A 14,877-nucleotide genomic window follows, 5' to 3' on the forward strand; every position below is an offset into this window, starting at 1 on the left:
GGCTTTTTTTATAAAATAAGAATGTTGTGATTATCCTAAAAATGGATATTTGTAATCTGTTGGAGTTACAAATGTTTCTTTAATCAATCTTACAGAAGTCCAACGTAATAAATTTTGCGCAGAACCTGCTTTGTCATTTGTTCCAGAAGCTCTTCCTCCTCCAAAAGGTTGCTGACCTACAACCGCACCTGTTGGTTTGTCATTAATATAGAAGTTTCCTGCTGCGTTTTCTAAAGCTTTAGAAGCTTTTTCAACAATATATCTATCTGTAGAGAAAATAGCTCCTGTTAATGCGTATTCCGTAGATTCATCAACTAATTTTAAAGAAGCTTCCCATGCTGCATCTTCATATACAAAAATGGTCATTACAGGGCCAAATAACTCTGTAGTCATTGTTGCGTATGTTGGTGATTTTGCTAAAATAATTGTTGGTTCAATAAAATATCCAACAGATTTATCATGATTTCCACCAATAATAACCTCTGCATTTGTATCTGCTTTTGCAGCATCTATATATTTTGCAATTTTATCAAAAGAACCTTCGTGAATAACAGCGTTTACAAAGTTCGATGGATCTTCTGGAGAACCCATTTTTAACTCATTCGCTTGCTTCTCTAAATGACTTTTTACTTCTTCCCAAAGAGAAGCAGGAATATATGCACGTGAAGCTGCAGAACATTTCTGACCTTGATATTCAAAAGCACCTCTTGTAATGGCAGTTGCAACTTGTAATGGGTTTGATGAATTGTGCACCCAAATAAAATCTTTACCACCTGTTTCTCCTACAATTCTTGGATATGTTTTATAATTATGAATATTGTTTCCTATTTGTTTCCATAAATTTTTGAAAACGGTTGTAGAACCTGTAAAATGCAAACCAGAAAAATCTGGTGAAGCTAAAACAGTATCGGAAATCATTACCGGATCTCCATAAACCACATTTATAACACCATCTGGCAAACCAGCTTCTTTAAATAAATCTACAATTACTTGTGCAGAATAGGCTTGATGATCTGAAGGTTTCCAAACAACAACATTACCCATTAAAGCTGCTGCTGCGGGTAAATTTGCTGCAATAGAAGTAAAGTTAAAAGGAGAAATGGCATATACAAAACCTTCTAAAGGTCTGTACTCAACTCTGTTCCAGATTCCTGGTGCAGATGCTGGCTGATCTTTAAAAATATCCGTCATATATTGTACATTAAAACGGAAAAAATCGATCATTTCACAAGAAGCATCTATTTCTGCTTGATGTACGTTTTTAGATTGTGCAATCATTGTGGCAGCATTCATTTTTGCTCTGTAAGGTCCTGCTAATAATTCTGCAGCCTTTAAGAAAATAGAAGCACGTTCCATCCAACTTACACTAGACCAAGCTTGTCTTGCAGCTAATGCTGTAGAAATAGCAGTATCTATATGAGATTTATCTGCGGTATGGTATTGCCCAACAATGTGTTTATGATCATGAGGAGGTCTAATATTTTTTGTGTTTCCTGTTTTAATTTCTTCACCATTTATATGCATCGGAATGTCTATATTGCTATTGTACATAGACTTATAGGTTGCCAATAACTCTTTTCTTTCTGGAGATCCAGGAGCATACTCTTTTACAGGTTCATTTACTGCAGTTGGAACATTAAAAAATCCTCTTGTCATTTTGTTCGTTTTTAAAAATTAATCTACTAATTTTGAAGATGTAAAGTTACAATTTTTATCAATCGATTTTGTGACTTTTAAAATGAATTTTATTTGATAAATGCATGTGTACAGTTACCTATCTTCCTTTAGGGAAAAACAATTTTATTTTAACTTCTAATAGAGACGAAACTCCATTAAGAAAAACGATTCCACCTAAAAGGTATTTAGAAAATGGTGTAGAATTAGTCTACCCAAAAGATGCATTGGCTGGTGGAACTTGGATTGGTACTAGTAGTAAAAAACGTTTGGTCTGTTTGCTAAACGGCGGCTTTACAAAGCATACAAGAAATGCATATTACAAAATGAGTAGAGGTATTATTGTAAAAAAAATTCTTACAGACAAAGATGCGGTTGCTTTTATTAGAGCATTTGATTTTAAAGGGATAGAACCTTTTACACTTATTTTTGTTGATTTTAAAGAGGAATTAAAAACCTATGAATTGGTTTGGGATGGATTAAAAAAACATTTTGTAGAATTGCCTCAAGAACCTAAGATCTGGTCTTCATCTACCTTGTATACAGAAGAGATGAAAATGGTACGAAAAGATTGGTTTGCAACTTGGGTTTTAGAACACAAAGAATTCCATCAAAAAGAAATTATAGCATTTCACCAAAATGACAGTTTGGGGACTCCTGAAACTTCGCCCAAAATGAAACGAAAGTTTGTAGAAACGGTAAGTATTACTTCCATCAAAAAAGAAGATGATATTTGTCTGATATATGATGATCTTTTGAACAACCAAATAGCTAAAGAAATAATTACTTTCAATAAAATGCAAAAGAGATAAGCCCTACAATTACAACTCCAATTCCTCCCATTAATACATAGACAAAATTTAGCATTAAGAATTTTATAAATGTCTTAAAATACCCTTGCTTGTAGAATTTTTTCATGGCTATAAATAAATACAGTAAGAATAGTATTATAAAGATCCAAGCATGTTTTACATCTGTAAAAAAGGAAATTAAATACAAAATAGTTAATAGCATAAAAAATACGGTTTGCGTATGAAAAACAAACACTAAGTGATCTACATAATTAAATTTTCTTCGGATATAAAATAACTTTAAGAATAGTGTAAAAAAGGGTAAGAATACAAATAAAGAAACAGAGCCATAAGATAACAAATCATTAAAATATTTATCTCGACTGTCTTTTTTTACTAAAGAATTTGCGGTTTTTGCCCTTGTATACAAAAATCTATTCGTAAAATTTTTATCATACCCCAAAGAATCTAAAGCAATGTCTATCTTAGAGTCTGGATACTCTTTTTCATAAGCTATAAATTTATCTAACCTGCTATCGCCTCCAAAAGAAATTCTATTTCCTCTAGAGATTTTTATGGCTGTTGAGTCTTTGACTTCTTTTTCTAAATCTTCTAAAATTTTCTCTTGTGCGATTTTTGGAATTGGAATATACGAATTTTCCATTTTATCTTTTACTTCCTTTTTTATAGAATCAATATCTTTTTTAGTAAAGTCTTTGGTGTTTTTATGAGAACTTTCTTTAAAAGTTTCAACAATATCTGCTTTGCTTTCTGAAGTGAGTTCGTCAAATTTATTTTTACTGATAGACAAACCAACCAACAAAAAAAAGAAAATAGAAACCGTTAAATAAAAACGAAAAGGATTCGAATACCTGCTTCTTTTGCCTTCTACATAATCGATAGAAACTTTTCCGGGACTTGTTAAAAGCGGAATGATGGTTCGCCAGAATTTCGCATCAAAAGAGAAAAATCCGTTAAACATTTCATGAACAAAACTTCCAAAAGTTATTTTGTCGCCTTTGTTCGCTTGTCCACAATCTGGACAATATTTTTCTTGTCCGCTAAAAGGATGTCCGCAATTTAAACATGCTGGATCTTTAATTATAGCAACTTTCTTTTTGGTTTTTGTTAGTTTGATAATACAGGTGTTGTTAGTTGAAAAGTTGGAATGAATACTTTAAATTGTTCGAAAGTTTCTAAATTAATCATGGTATAAAAGCCTTTCATAGCGCCTAAATTAGAGGCTAAAAAACAACCAGAATTGTAGGTGTATTTTTGGTTTGGATATAATGTAGGTGTTTGGCCAACAACGCCTTCTCCGCTTACAATTTCTGTTCCGTTTAAAGAGTCGTAAATTGTCCAGAACCTGTCTGTTAGTTTCACTATATCTAAACTGGTATTTTCTATAGTAATGGTATAGGAAAAAAGATGGTACAACTTGTTACCTCTATAATTGGTGCCATTATAGTTTGTTTCTACAGAAATTTTTATACCCTTTGTAATTTGTTGAATCATACTCAGGTAAAAGTAGTTTTTTTGATTTGTTTTTACAAATCAAATTTAGAATTACCTATTTTGGTTAAAAAAACCGTTTCCAATACCAATAACTCTATCGTATAAACTACCAAAAGGTTTGTAGTAAACAATTACGGTATATTCGTTCTCGGTTTCAAAAAAAGTACCATTTATTTCGTGGGTGTTTACAAAATTATCAGTGCCAATAGTGGCAAAGGTATAATTGTAAAAACCTTGTTTTAGTAAAATGCTCGCGGTGTATGTTTTGGTTTCTGGATTGTAATACATCCTGTTTTCATCAGTAATAGAAAAATCGTTAAAAGCACCATATACATACATTTCTTTTTCCTCAATCATGTCAGCTACTTCAACTGAAAAATGCATTAAAGCATAATCTGCTTCTGTATTATTATCATTTCCTTCTAGAGTTCTCACTACAAATTGCCCATTGATATCTGGGTTGTAGGTATACGCTCTAAACTCATTATAAGTAAAAGGATATAGATAATGGTTAAAGACATCTTCTTTAGTAATCTTTACAATATTCAAACTTTTATTTCTGATAATTTTACTATCAAAATTTAAATATTCGTTTCCTCCCCAAAAATTAGTTTTGTTGGTGTACGTGTATAATAATTGATTCGGTTTAAAAAATGTAGGTTGTAAACCTGTAATTATTTCATTCCAATTATTATTTTTTATAATGGTAACATGTATTTCTTGTCCAGGATTGTTAATTTGAATTCCAGGGTGATTTATTGCAAACTGAATGGTTTGTTGTGTATTTAAAGTCTTTGTATTTCTACTTCTTGCCACAGAAACAGGCACCGTTGCTAAATTCTCATAAAGCACAAATTTTCTTGTAAAAACAACCTCATCATAACTGTCTAAGACAGATAATAGATAATTGCCACTTTTTGTAAGAACAGTATTTACATTGGGAATTCTTACGGAATAGTGTGTGTAATTTTGTAGAGTATTGAATGAATTCGTTACGTTAATTATAGTATTCTGGTCAAAACCATTAATAAACTGGCTAGAAAGCAATCTGCTTTTTTGCCAATCGTGGGTCATGTGTTCAATTTTGTACTGATACTCTTTACTATCTGCGTCTAAATCATCAAAAGATAATTCTAAAACAGTACCTAAAGGAACCATAGCAGAAAAATTATTTTCTTGTAAAGGTCTAAGCTGAATGGTTTTTATGTTTTGAGCATAAAAACTAGTTGAAAAAAGTAAAAAAACAAGTATTAACCTTTTGTACATACCTTTATTTTAAGCGTCTTATAAATACTGAATCTTATATTGTAAATATAATATCAAATACTGTTCCTTTTAAATAAATTATTAAATTTTATATAATATTTTTTTATTTAGCAATCTTCAGAAAGTGATTTTTTTGACTTCCTATACTTTCTCAGCTTCTTTTTAGCTTTTACCTCACATTTAATTAGATATGAAGTTTTTATTTGTGAAGTAAATAGGCACAAATATTTTATCTTTAGCTTTATTTAGAATTAGTATAAATAAGTGAAATGAAGCAAGATTAACACAAAAATATATCAGTCCTCATCCTCAAAATCTTTAAATTTGCTTGATTTTTTTAGATAACTAAATATTCCAATTTACTATGTCAAAAGACATTCGTATTAAAAAAGGCTTAGATATTAAGCTGGTTGGCGTTGCGGAGAAAATAACTACTAAGAGTGTTCAAAGTAGTATTTATGCAGTAAAGCCAGAAGATTTTCACGGAATAATACCTAAACTTATAGCCAAGCAAGGCGCCGAAGTAAAAGCAGGGGAAGCACTTTTTCATTCGAAAAGTGACGAACGTATTTTATTTCCAAGTCCTGTTTCTGGTAAAGTTACAGAGGTCATACGTGGAGAAAGAAGAAAAGTATTAGCAATTAAAATTGTTGCCGATGCAATACAAGGATTTAAAGATTTTGGAACCAAAGTTGCAAGTACAATGTCTGCAGAAGAGGTTAAAAATCATTTATTTGCTGCAGGTTGCTGGCCCTTTATAAAACAACGTCCTTTTGACGTGGTTGCAAACCCAAATCAAACTCCAAAAGCTATTTTTGTATCTGCTTATGCAAGTGCACCTTTAGCGGCAGATTTAGATTACACCTTGGCGGGAAAAGAAGCAGAATTACAAGCTGCAATTACAGCAGTTTCTAAATTAACTGAAGGAAAAGTACATGTTTCAGTTGGCGCAAATTCTAGCTCTGCTTTGGCAAATTTATCTGGCGTAGAAATTCATAAGGTTTCAGGACCACACCCTTCAGGAAATGTGGGAACTCAAATTGCAAAAATAGATCCTATCAATAAAGGGGAAGTTGTTTGGGTAATCACTCCTCAAGATTTAGTGGTTATTGGTGAATTATTGCTAACGGGAAAACTAAAATTAACAAGAACGGTTGCTTTAACAGGTTCTCACTTTAGCAAGCCGCAATATGTAACTGCAATTGCAGGTGCTGCTGTTGCAGATGTAACTGCAAATAATTTGAATGATGACAATACGAGAATAATCAGCGGAAACGTACTTTCTGGAAAGGAAGTAAAAGAAGATGGTTTTTTAGGCTATTATGACAATCAAATAACAGCCATTCCAGAAGGAGATGATTATGAATTTTTTGGTTGGAACAAACCAATTTTCAATAAAGTTTCTACTTCTAGAGCCTTGACTTTTTCTTGGTTAAATCCAAAGAAAAAATATGACTTAAACACCAACACAAATGGTGAACACAGAGCTTTTGTAGTAACAGGTGCTTATGAAGAAGTGTTTCCTTTAGATATTTATCCGATGCAATTATTAAAAGCATTTATGTATAAAGATTTAGATGAGATGGAAGCTTTAGGAGGGTATGAAGTTGCTCCTGAAGATTTTGCACTAACAGAATTTATTTGTGTATCTAAACAACCGCACCAAAAGATAATTCGTGAAGGTTTAGATTTAATGAGAGAAGAATTAGGATAAGGTTATGAGCTTAAAACAAAACTTACACAATTTAAAAGAGAAATATAAAGGAACCAAGATGGCACCTGCGTTTAATGCAATCCATACTTTTTTATATTTACCGAACGAAGTTACTCACGCAGGAGGAACCCACATCAAAGCAGCAGACGATTTAAAGCGTACAATGAATATTGTAATTATGGCTTTAGTTCCTTGTTTATTGTTTGGAATGTTCAATGCAGGTTATCAACATTATGCAGCTATAGACAACTCTTTAAGAGCAGATGTTTTGGCTAACTTTTTTACGTTTGATAATCTTTGGATTGGAATTATAAAAGTATTACCATTAGTAATTGTTTCTTACGGAGTTGGGCTTTTAGTCGAATTTATCTTCGCAGTTATTAAAGGACATGAAGTAGAAGAAGGGTATTTAGTAACAGGAATGTTAGTGCCATTAATTGTGCCTGTAGATACTCCATTATGGATGTTATCTGTTGCGGTGGTTTTTGGAGTTGTAATTGGTAAAGAAGTATTTGGTGGTACAGGAATGAATATTTTAAATCCTGCATTAACCATTAGAGCATTCTTATTTTTTGCATATCCAACCTGGATGTCTGGAGATAAAGTTTGGGTATACGATGCTGTAGAAAGAACTGGAACTGCAGATGCAATTTCTGGTGAAACGATTTTAGGAAGTTATGCACAAAATCAAGAAGTAGTGTATTCTACTTTTGATAAGTTTATGGGCTTCATACCAGGTTCTGTGGGTGAAACATCTACATTTTTAATCCTTATAGGAGCCGCAATTTTAATTTTTACAAAAATTGGAAGTTGGAGAATTATTCTCTCAGCATTTGTAGGAGCAGCCGTTATGGGTTTGATATTCAATCAAGTGGTTGCTGCAGATATGATTACAGAATCTAGCAAGTTTTACGGCTTAATGAATACCGTTTGGTGGGAACATTTAACCATTGGAGGTTTGGCATTTGGAGCTGTATTTATGGCGACTGATCCAGTAACTGGATCTCAAACAAATAAAGGAAAATGGATTTACGGTTTCTTAATTGGTTTCTTTTCAATTATGATTCGTGTATTTAACCCTGCCTATCCAGAAGGAGTGTTTTTAGCAATTCTGTTAATGAATGTATTTGCTCCAACAATAGACCACTATGTGGTTCAAGGAAACGTCAAGAAAAGATTAAAGCGTGCTAAAGTTAAAACTGCCTAAATTATGAGTAAGAGAACAGATAGTAATAGTTATACCATCATATTTGCCATTGTAATGGTATTTGTTGTGGGTTCATTATTAGCATTTACAGCATCTTCATTAAAACCTGCTATCAAGGAAAATGAAAGAATGGAAACGCAGCAAAATATTTTGTATGCAATGGGTGTTAATGAAAATGAAGAAGGAAGCATCACCTTTATCTCTACAGATAAAGTAGCAGAAGCATTTGCTACAAAAATTTCTGAACAAATTGTTTTAGAAGTAAAGGATGGAAACATTATTAAAGAAATGAATCGCCAAGAATTCATGGCTGCTAATAATAACAAAGAGCCTTATTTAATAGATATTAAAAAACAACAAACCAGAGCTAAAAACGGTGAGTCTCGTTTTTTACCTTTATTTAAAGGCAAACAAGAAGGACAAACGGTGTATGTAGCTCCAATAAGAGGTAAAGGTCTTTGGGATGCTATTTGGGGGTATGTTGCGTTAGATACAGATATGGTTGTAAAAGGAACCTTTTTTGATCATGCTGGTGAAACTCCTGGCTTAGGGGCAAACATTAAGCAACGTTATTTTATGGACGATTTTTACGGTGAAAAATTACTAACAGAAGCAGGTGTCTTTAAAGGAATTACTGTTGCTAAAGGTAATAACGATCCTTTAAATAAAGATAAAGACGATTATGAAGTAGATGCTTTGGCTGGTGCAACAATTACTGGCGATGGTGTTGCTGCAATGATTAAAAAAGATTTAAAGTTGTATTTACCATACTTCCAAAACTTAAAAAATAAAAACTAAGATGGGACTACTTTCAAAAAAAGACGCAAAGTTAATCATAGATCCTTTAGCAGATAACAATCCAATTACAATACAAGTATTAGGAATTTGTTCTGCATTAGCAATTACTGCAGAATTAAAAGCTTCTCTAGTAATGGGTATTGCAGTACTATTTGTATTAGGAGTTGGTAATGTGGTTATTTCTTTAATGAGAAATATCATTCCTTCTAAAATTAGAATTATTGTGCAGCTTATTGTGGTTGCATCTTTAGTAATTATTGTAGATCAAGTTTTAAAAGCGTATGCTTATGAGTTAAGTAAAACGCTAGCAGTATTTGTTGGTTTAATTATTACGAATTGTATCATAATGGGGCGTTTTGAAGCTTTTGCACTGGCAAACGGACCTTGGAAATCTTTCTTAGATGGCATAGGAAATGCTTTAGGATATGCCGTAATTTTAATAATTGTAGGGTTCTTTAGAGAATTATTAGGTTCAGGTACTTTATTCGGAATTCCAGTATTAGGAGACCCAATTGAAAAAACAGGACTGTATGCAACAGGCTATGAAAATAACGGATTTATGTTAATGCCTCCAATGGCTCTAATTGTAGTGGGTTTATTAATCTGGGTACAACGTAGTAGAAACAAAGCATTAATTGAAGATTAACAATACGCAGTATGATTATCCTGAATTGATTTCAGGATGTTTTTGTCAGAAATGAAATAATTAAATAAGATACTGAAACAAGTTCAGTATTAAAAGTTTAAAAAAAATATGGAACATATAGAATTATTTTTCAAATCTATTTTTATAGACAACATGGTATTTGCCGTATTCCTTGGAATGTGTTCATACTTAGCTGTATCTAAAAAAGTAACAACTGCAGTAGGTTTAGGAGCGGCAGTAATTTTTGTATTGGCAATTACAGTTCCTTTAAACTGGCTGTTAGACCAATATTTATTACAACCAGGTGCATTGGTTTGGTTGGGTGATGAATATGCAGCATACGACTTAAGTTTTCTTTCTTTTATCATGTTTATTGCAACCATTGCAACCATGGTTCAGTTAGTTGAGATCATTGTAGAGAAATTTTCACCATCATTATACAACTCTTTAGGTATTTTCTTACCGCTAATTGCAGTAAACTGTGCCATTTTAGGAGGTTCTTTATTCATGCAAGCCAGAGAGATAGAATCTTTAGGACTGGCTTTAAATTATGGAGTATCTTCTGGAATTGGTTGGTTTTTAGCAATTTTAGCCATTGCCGCGATTCGTGAGAAAATTAGATATTCTAGTGTACCACCTGCATTAAGAGGTTTAGGAATTACTTTTATTATTACAGGTTTAATGGGTATTGGTTTCTTGAGTTTTGGAGGCATGTTAACAGGAGGAGATGAAGAAGGAGAACCTTCTACAGAACCAGAAGTTACTGTTGAAAAAGTACAACAGAAAGAAACAAAAAAAGAATTAGCAAAAAACATAAAAACGATAAAGTAACATGATTTTAGCAGCAGGAACAACAGGAACTGTTATTGCAACAGTTGTCGCATTTTTAATAATAGCTTTATTATTAATAACTTTATTGTTAGTAGTAAAACAAAAATTATCACCATCTGGTCCTGTAAAGATTATGATTAATGGTGAAAGAGAAATAGAAGTAGCTTCAGGAGATTCTTTATTAACTACCTTAGGGAGCAATAAAATTTTCTTACCATCTGCCTGTGGTGGTGGTGGAACATGTATTCAATGTGAATGTCATGTGTTAGAAGGTGGAGGAGAAGCTTTACCAACAGAAGTTCCTCATTTTTCTAGAAAAGAATTAAAAGAAGGTGCACGTTTGGCTTGCCAAGTAAAGGTAAAGCAAGACATGAACATTTCTATTCCTGAAGAAGTATTTGGAATCAAGAAATGGGATGCAGTAGTTGTAAGAAATTACAATGTTGCTTCATTTATTAAAGAATTTGTTGTGGAGATTCCAGAAGATATGGGATACAAAGCAGGTGGGTATATTCAAATAGAAATTCCTCCTTGTGAAGTAAAGTTTGCTGATATGGATATTACAGCACACCCTGAAGAACACGATAGTCCAGATAAGTTTGAAGCAGAATGGGACAAATTTAAATTGAGACCATTGGTAATGAAAAATAATGAAACTGTAGAAAGAGCCTATTCTATGGCTTCTTATCCTGCAGAAGGAAGAGAAATCATGTTAAACGTACGTATTGCAACTCCGCCATTTGATAGAGCAAAAGGTGGCTGGATGGATGTAAATCCTGGTGTTGCCTCTTCTTATATTTTCGGTTTGAAAAAAGGAGACAAATGTATTATTTCTGGACCTTATGGTGAATTTTTCATCAACGAATCTGAATCAGAAATGTTATATGTTGGTGGTGGTGCAGGTATGGCGCCAATGCGATCTCACTTATATGAATTATTTAGAACTCTAAAAACGGGTAGAAAAGTAACGTATTGGTATGGTGGACGTTCTAAAGCCGAATTGTTTTATATAGATCATTTTAGAGCTTTAGAAAAAGATTTTCCAAATTTCAACTTTTACATTGCATTGTCAGATCCTTTAGAAAGTGACAATTGGAAAGTGAAGAAAGATATTCATGATACCGAAGGTGATGGTTTTGTAGGCTTTATACATAATTGTGTAATAGATAACTACTTAAATCATCATGAGGCACCAGAAGATATAGAATTGTACTTCTGTGGACCACCATTAATGAACAAAGCAGTTCAAAAAATGGGCGAAGATTTTGGTATGCCAGATGAAAACATTCGTTTTGATGATTTTGGAGGATAATCTTCCACTTGTCATTCCTGCTCCTGTGCCCAACTTGATTGGTTAAAGGCAGGAATCTTAAAAATAGAAACCGATTCAGCAATGAATCGGTTTTTTTGTTAGAACAAAGTATTATTATAAGAAATAATACCTATCAAGTTGGTTAAAAAACTCTTTTTGTTATAAAATGAGTAGTAATGATGTTTATTTGTTGTCTTTAATTTTAACGTCAACATTTCCTTTGTCATCAGCTTTCACGGTACCTTTAGAAGTTTCAATTTCTACCTTGCGCTTAGCTTCTGCTTCTGTTTTTACGGTAGTTTCTTTTTTCTTGTCTTCTCTACAAGAAGTAAATGATAATGCTAGGCAAAAAGCCACAAATACTAATTTTTTCATATATGATGTTTAAGATTTTTGCAATCTAACCCTTTTTATAAAAGCAAGCTAATTAATTAGTTTATTTAGAAGCACAGTCTTTTTAGGTATCAACTGCGTATTACTAAAATTAATTGGTAAAATTATTTTGAAATCACTTTTGATGCCTCCGTTATTCAATCTATAAAAAATATTTATTTTTAGGTTAAAAGTGTTTCTATATGGTAAACAGGTTGCCCGTTTTCGTGTTCAAATAACTTCGAATAATCCATCACATTTGCGATACCTTCTAATTCACACAAAAAAGAAACAACATCACACAAGCCAGTAAATAAAACTTCTTTGTTTTTAGAATTTCGAGGCTTAGAGTTATAATGACACAAAGGAGTTTTAAAACCACAAGCTTCTAAAAATATTTTTTCAATTTGTAATATTTCTAAAGGAGAATACCCATTAAAACGCCTTCCTAAATTTTGATGCACTGTACCAACATAGTTCAATTGCAGAGAGCCATGTTGATCAGAAAGGTGTTTCCAGCTATCATGATTGTCTAAAATATTACCTACAGCACAAGCAGTACAATCTTCAGGATTTAATTTATTGTTATGAAAGGCGTTGTACAATTTTATAAGTGCGTTTTCGAGTCTTTTTGGAGTATTCATACGTTATTTTTACAAATTATTTAAAAATAGTAATAATTCAAATAGAAGTCAAATCTATAAATGTTAAAGTTTTTATTTAGAATGTTTAAAAATGAGTAGTTTCGTACCGTCAATTTTTAAAATGATTTACATCCTCTTTTTTTTTATAGCTTTATTGACCATTATTTTTACGCTCATTTATTCTTTTCAAGAAAAGCTGATATTTCAGAATGGAAAAAAATTAGAGAAAAATTACCAATACCAATTTTCAAATAAATTTGAAGAAATTTTCTTAACAACCAAAGATGAAAAAAAAATAAATGCGCTTCATTTCAAAACAGAAAATCCAAAAGGAGTTCTTTTATTTTGCCATGGAAACAACGGAAATCTTACAAAATGGGGGAAAAGAATATCCTATTTATTAAAGTATAATTACGACGTTTTCGTTTTTGATTATAGAAATTACGGAAAGAGTTCTGGAAATTTTAATGAAGAAAAAATGTTTACTGATGCTTTGTTAGTATACAAACACATAAAAAGAACTGTTAAAGAAGATAAAATAGTAGTATATGGTTTTTCTTTAGGAGGTACGTTTGCAACAAGAATTGCGGCTCAAAATAAACCAAAAGAACTTATTTTAGAAGCACCTTTTTACAGTTTTAAAAAAGCAGTTCAATATTATTCGATACTTGCACCCACTTTTTTATTGAAGTATCAATTTAAAACAAACAGAGACATTGTAAAAGTAACCGCGCCAATTACTGTTTTTCATGGTAATAAAGATAAAATTACTTCTTTTAAAGATGCTAAAAAATTATTAGCATTAAATAGATCGAGACAAAACTGTTTTATAGAAATAGAGAATGGAACGCATCATAATAGTAGAGAACATAATTTGTACAAACAAAAATTAAAAGAAATTTTAGAACGATAGTATTTTCTAAATTTTATAAATTGTATTTTTGAAATCTTATAAATTTATATGAAACGTTTAGAGAAGATTTTAAAAAAAAAAAAATACATTAAAATTTCACTAAAAAAGATTGCGACAAATCACTTAGAATTAAAGGCGAAAATAAATGGCGTTAAGGGGCGTTTTATTTTAGATACTGGCGCATCTAATTCTTGTGTAGGTTTAAATTCAATTGAACATTTTAATTTGATTGCAGAAGAAAGTGAAACAAAAGCCGCTGGTGCTGGAGCAACAGATATGGAAACACAACTTTCTGAAAATAATTTATTAAAAATTGTAACTTGGGAAACCAATAAATGTAATTTAGTACTTTTCGATTTATCTCATGTGAATACCGCGTTAACCCAACATAATGCGAAAGAAGTAGATGGTATTATTGGTGCAGATATTTTGCGAAAAGGAAAAGCATTTATAGATTATAATAATAATGTTTTATATTTAAAAAAGTTGAAGAAAAAGAAAAAGTAGTTTAAGAATTAATTAAAAATAAAATTATGAGTTTGCAAACCCAAGTAATGGATAAGATGAAAGCAGCAATGAAGGCAAAAGATACTGTTGCTTTACAAGCTTTAAGAGCTGTTAAAGCTGCTTTTTTATTAGCAAAAACAGAAACTGGCATAAAAGAAGAATTGTCAGAAGATCAAGAAGTAAAGATTATTCAGAAGCAAGTAAAACAAAGAAAAGATAGTGCTGCAATTTTTCTAAAACAAGGAAGACAAGATTTAGCGGAACCAGAATTGGCAGAAATTGCTGTCTTAGAAGAATTTTTGCCAGAAGCTTTAACAGAGGAAGAAATAGAAGCTGTTGTAATTTCTACGATAGATAGTTTAGGTGCTACAGGAATGCAAGATATGGGAAAAGTGATGGGAATGGTATCTAAAAAACTAACAGGACAAGCAGATGGCAAAACAATTTCTATGCTAGTTAAAAAGCATTTGACCTAATTTAAATTAGGTCATTCTGAACTTGTTTTCAGAATTTTATATAAAAATAATTTAGGCTGCGTAGTTCAACTGGATAGAATATCAGATTTCGGCTCTGAGGGTTGGGGGTTCGAATCCCTTCGCAGTCACATAAGAAAGAGGCTGTCTGAAAAGGCAGTCTTTTTTTTTGCATTTTTTTGAAGAATTTCGTATTTTTAAGAATGAGCAGAAA

General features: G+C 31.8%; 16 protein-coding genes and 1 tRNA gene. 11 read left to right on the forward strand and 6 right to left on the reverse strand.

Translation table 11 applies throughout. The features are described 5' to 3' along the window. Nucleotides 1-30: 30 nt before the first annotated feature. A complete protein-coding gene (gene pruA, locus Q0998_RS03440; RefSeq protein ID WP_299666284.1) occupies nucleotides 31-1,656 on the reverse strand; it encodes an L-glutamate gamma-semialdehyde dehydrogenase in 1,626 nt (541 codons plus the stop codon). 104 nt (nucleotides 1,657-1,760) lie between these two features. Between pruA and Q0998_RS03445 the strand changes: the two genes are divergently transcribed. Next, entirely contained in the window at nucleotides 1,761-2,486 is a 726-nt protein-coding gene (locus tag Q0998_RS03445; protein WP_299666287.1) for an NRDE family protein, read from the forward strand. Here the strand turns inward: Q0998_RS03445 and Q0998_RS03450 are convergent. The 3 genes from Q0998_RS03450 to Q0998_RS03460 form a co-directional block, all read right to left on the reverse strand. Beyond that, complete coding sequence (locus tag Q0998_RS03450; RefSeq protein ID WP_299666290.1) at nucleotides 2,464-3,447, reverse strand: DUF3667 domain-containing protein; 984 nt, start codon at nucleotides 3,445-3,447, stop codon at nucleotides 2,464-2,466. The two genes, Q0998_RS03445 and Q0998_RS03450, sit on opposite strands and share 23 nt — an antisense overlap. 146 nt (nucleotides 3,448-3,593) lie before the next feature. Then, on the reverse strand, nucleotides 3,594-3,980 hold the full coding sequence (gene apaG / locus Q0998_RS03455; protein WP_299666293.1) for a Co2+/Mg2+ efflux protein ApaG: 387 nt from the start codon (nucleotides 3,978-3,980) through the stop codon (nucleotides 3,594-3,596). 51 nt (nucleotides 3,981-4,031) lie between these two features. Next, nucleotides 4,032-5,246 carry a DUF5103 domain-containing protein gene (locus tag Q0998_RS03460; protein WP_299666296.1) on the reverse strand — a complete coding sequence of 405 codons (1,215 nt, stop codon included), beginning with the start codon at nucleotides 5,244-5,246 and terminating at the stop codon, nucleotides 4,032-4,034. 364 nt (nucleotides 5,247-5,610) lie between these two features. Between Q0998_RS03460 and Q0998_RS03465 the strand changes: the two genes are divergently transcribed. The 6 genes from Q0998_RS03465 to nqrF all read left to right on the forward strand — a co-directional run bounded on the left by Q0998_RS03465 (nucleotide 5,611) and on the right by nqrF (nucleotide 11,754). Next, entirely contained in the window at nucleotides 5,611-6,960 is a 1,350-nt protein-coding gene (locus Q0998_RS03465) for a Na(+)-translocating NADH-quinone reductase subunit A (RefSeq protein WP_299666299.1), read from the forward strand. Between the two features lie 4 nt (nucleotides 6,961-6,964). Further along, complete coding sequence (locus Q0998_RS03470; protein ID WP_299666302.1) at nucleotides 6,965-8,167, forward strand: NADH:ubiquinone reductase (Na(+)-transporting) subunit B; 1,203 nt, start codon at nucleotides 6,965-6,967, stop codon at nucleotides 8,165-8,167. 3 nt (nucleotides 8,168-8,170) lie between these two features. Then, on the forward strand, nucleotides 8,171-8,965 hold the full coding sequence (locus Q0998_RS03475; RefSeq protein ID WP_299666305.1) for a Na(+)-translocating NADH-quinone reductase subunit C: 795 nt from the start codon (nucleotides 8,171-8,173) through the stop codon (nucleotides 8,963-8,965). A 1-nt stretch (nucleotide 8,966) separates the two neighbouring features. Next, complete coding sequence (locus Q0998_RS03480; RefSeq protein ID WP_299666307.1) at nucleotides 8,967-9,611, forward strand: NADH:ubiquinone reductase (Na(+)-transporting) subunit D; 645 nt, start codon at nucleotides 8,967-8,969, stop codon at nucleotides 9,609-9,611. Nucleotides 9,612-9,719: 108 nt separating this feature from the next. Continuing rightward, on the forward strand, nucleotides 9,720-10,442 hold the full coding sequence (nqrE, locus tag Q0998_RS03485; RefSeq protein ID WP_299666310.1) for an NADH:ubiquinone reductase (Na(+)-transporting) subunit E: 723 nt from the start codon (nucleotides 9,720-9,722) through the stop codon (nucleotides 10,440-10,442). Between the two features lies 1 nt (nucleotide 10,443). Next, nucleotides 10,444-11,754, forward strand: coding sequence for an NADH:ubiquinone reductase (Na(+)-transporting) subunit F (nqrF, locus tag Q0998_RS03490; protein ID WP_299666313.1), 1,311 nt, complete (start codon nucleotides 10,444-10,446; stop codon nucleotides 11,752-11,754). Between the two features lie 183 nt (nucleotides 11,755-11,937). On the opposite strand, the gene Q0998_RS03495 is transcribed toward nqrF, so the two are convergent. Together Q0998_RS03495 and Q0998_RS03500 are read right to left on the reverse strand one after the other, a co-directional pair. Continuing rightward, entirely contained in the window at nucleotides 11,938-12,129 is a 192-nt protein-coding gene (locus Q0998_RS03495) for a hypothetical protein (protein ID WP_299666316.1), read from the reverse strand. Nucleotides 12,130-12,308: 179 nt separating this feature from the next. Continuing rightward, nucleotides 12,309-12,770, reverse strand: coding sequence for a Na(+)-translocating NADH-quinone reductase subunit F (locus Q0998_RS03500; protein ID WP_299666319.1), 462 nt, complete (start codon nucleotides 12,768-12,770; stop codon nucleotides 12,309-12,311). Nucleotides 12,771-12,861: 91 nt separating this feature from the next. Here Q0998_RS03500 and Q0998_RS03505 point away from each other — a divergent pair, with 91 nt between their 5' ends. The 4 genes from Q0998_RS03505 to Q0998_RS03520 all read left to right on the forward strand — a co-directional run bounded on the left by Q0998_RS03505 (nucleotide 12,862) and on the right by Q0998_RS03520 (nucleotide 14,794). Next, a complete protein-coding gene (locus tag Q0998_RS03505) occupies nucleotides 12,862-13,683 on the forward strand; it encodes an alpha/beta fold hydrolase (RefSeq protein WP_299666322.1) in 822 nt (273 codons plus the stop codon). 48 nt (nucleotides 13,684-13,731) lie between these two features. Beyond that, nucleotides 13,732-14,190 (forward strand): retropepsin-like aspartic protease, encoded by a 459-nt coding sequence (locus tag Q0998_RS03510; protein ID WP_299666326.1) that lies wholly within the window; start codon nucleotides 13,732-13,734, stop codon nucleotides 14,188-14,190. Nucleotides 14,191-14,216: 26 nt separating this feature from the next. Beyond that, on the forward strand, nucleotides 14,217-14,666 hold the full coding sequence (locus Q0998_RS03515; protein ID WP_299666329.1) for a GatB/YqeY domain-containing protein: 450 nt from the start codon (nucleotides 14,217-14,219) through the stop codon (nucleotides 14,664-14,666). 54 nt (nucleotides 14,667-14,720) lie between these two features. Next, nucleotides 14,721-14,794, forward strand: a tRNA-Arg gene (locus Q0998_RS03520). The last annotated feature ends 83 nt before the right edge of the window (nucleotides 14,795-14,877 follow it).

The sequence above is a fragment of the uncultured Polaribacter sp. genome, from assembly GCF_947501385.1.
Lineage (GTDB): Bacteria > Bacteroidota > Bacteroidia > Flavobacteriales > Flavobacteriaceae > Polaribacter.

Excerpts from the sequence above, each read along its gene's own strand:
- pruA (WP_299666284.1), bottom strand. The coding sequence starts at position 1,656 with ATGACAAGAGGATTTTTTAATGTTCCAACTGCAGTAAATGAACCTGTA.
- Q0998_RS03445 (WP_299666287.1), top strand. The coding sequence starts at position 1,761 with ATGTGTACAGTTACCTATCTTCCTTTAGGGAAAAACAATTTTATTTTA.
- Q0998_RS03450 (WP_299666290.1), bottom strand. The coding sequence starts at position 3,447 with ATGTTTAACGGATTTTTCTCTTTTGATGCGAAATTCTGGCGAACCATC.
- apaG (WP_299666293.1), bottom strand. The coding sequence starts at position 3,980 with ATGATTCAACAAATTACAAAGGGTATAAAAATTTCTGTAGAAACAAAC.
- Q0998_RS03460 (WP_299666296.1), bottom strand. The coding sequence starts at position 5,246 with ATGTACAAAAGGTTAATACTTGTTTTTTTACTTTTTTCAACTAGTTTT.
- Q0998_RS03465 (WP_299666299.1), top strand. The coding sequence starts at position 5,611 with ATGTCAAAAGACATTCGTATTAAAAAAGGCTTAGATATTAAGCTGGTT.
- Q0998_RS03470 (WP_299666302.1), top strand. The coding sequence starts at position 6,965 with ATGAGCTTAAAACAAAACTTACACAATTTAAAAGAGAAATATAAAGGA.
- Q0998_RS03475 (WP_299666305.1), top strand. The coding sequence starts at position 8,171 with ATGAGTAAGAGAACAGATAGTAATAGTTATACCATCATATTTGCCATT.
- Q0998_RS03480 (WP_299666307.1), top strand. The coding sequence starts at position 8,967 with ATGGGACTACTTTCAAAAAAAGACGCAAAGTTAATCATAGATCCTTTA.
- nqrE (WP_299666310.1), top strand. The coding sequence starts at position 9,720 with ATGGAACATATAGAATTATTTTTCAAATCTATTTTTATAGACAACATG.
- nqrF (WP_299666313.1), top strand. The coding sequence starts at position 10,444 with ATGATTTTAGCAGCAGGAACAACAGGAACTGTTATTGCAACAGTTGTC.
- Q0998_RS03495 (WP_299666316.1), bottom strand. The coding sequence starts at position 12,129 with ATGAAAAAATTAGTATTTGTGGCTTTTTGCCTAGCATTATCATTTACT.
- Q0998_RS03500 (WP_299666319.1), bottom strand. The coding sequence starts at position 12,770 with ATGAATACTCCAAAAAGACTCGAAAACGCACTTATAAAATTGTACAAC.
- Q0998_RS03505 (WP_299666322.1), top strand. The coding sequence starts at position 12,862 with ATGAGTAGTTTCGTACCGTCAATTTTTAAAATGATTTACATCCTCTTT.
- Q0998_RS03510 (WP_299666326.1), top strand. The coding sequence starts at position 13,732 with ATGAAACGTTTAGAGAAGATTTTAAAAAAAAAAAAATACATTAAAATT.
- Q0998_RS03515 (WP_299666329.1), top strand. The coding sequence starts at position 14,217 with ATGAGTTTGCAAACCCAAGTAATGGATAAGATGAAAGCAGCAATGAAG.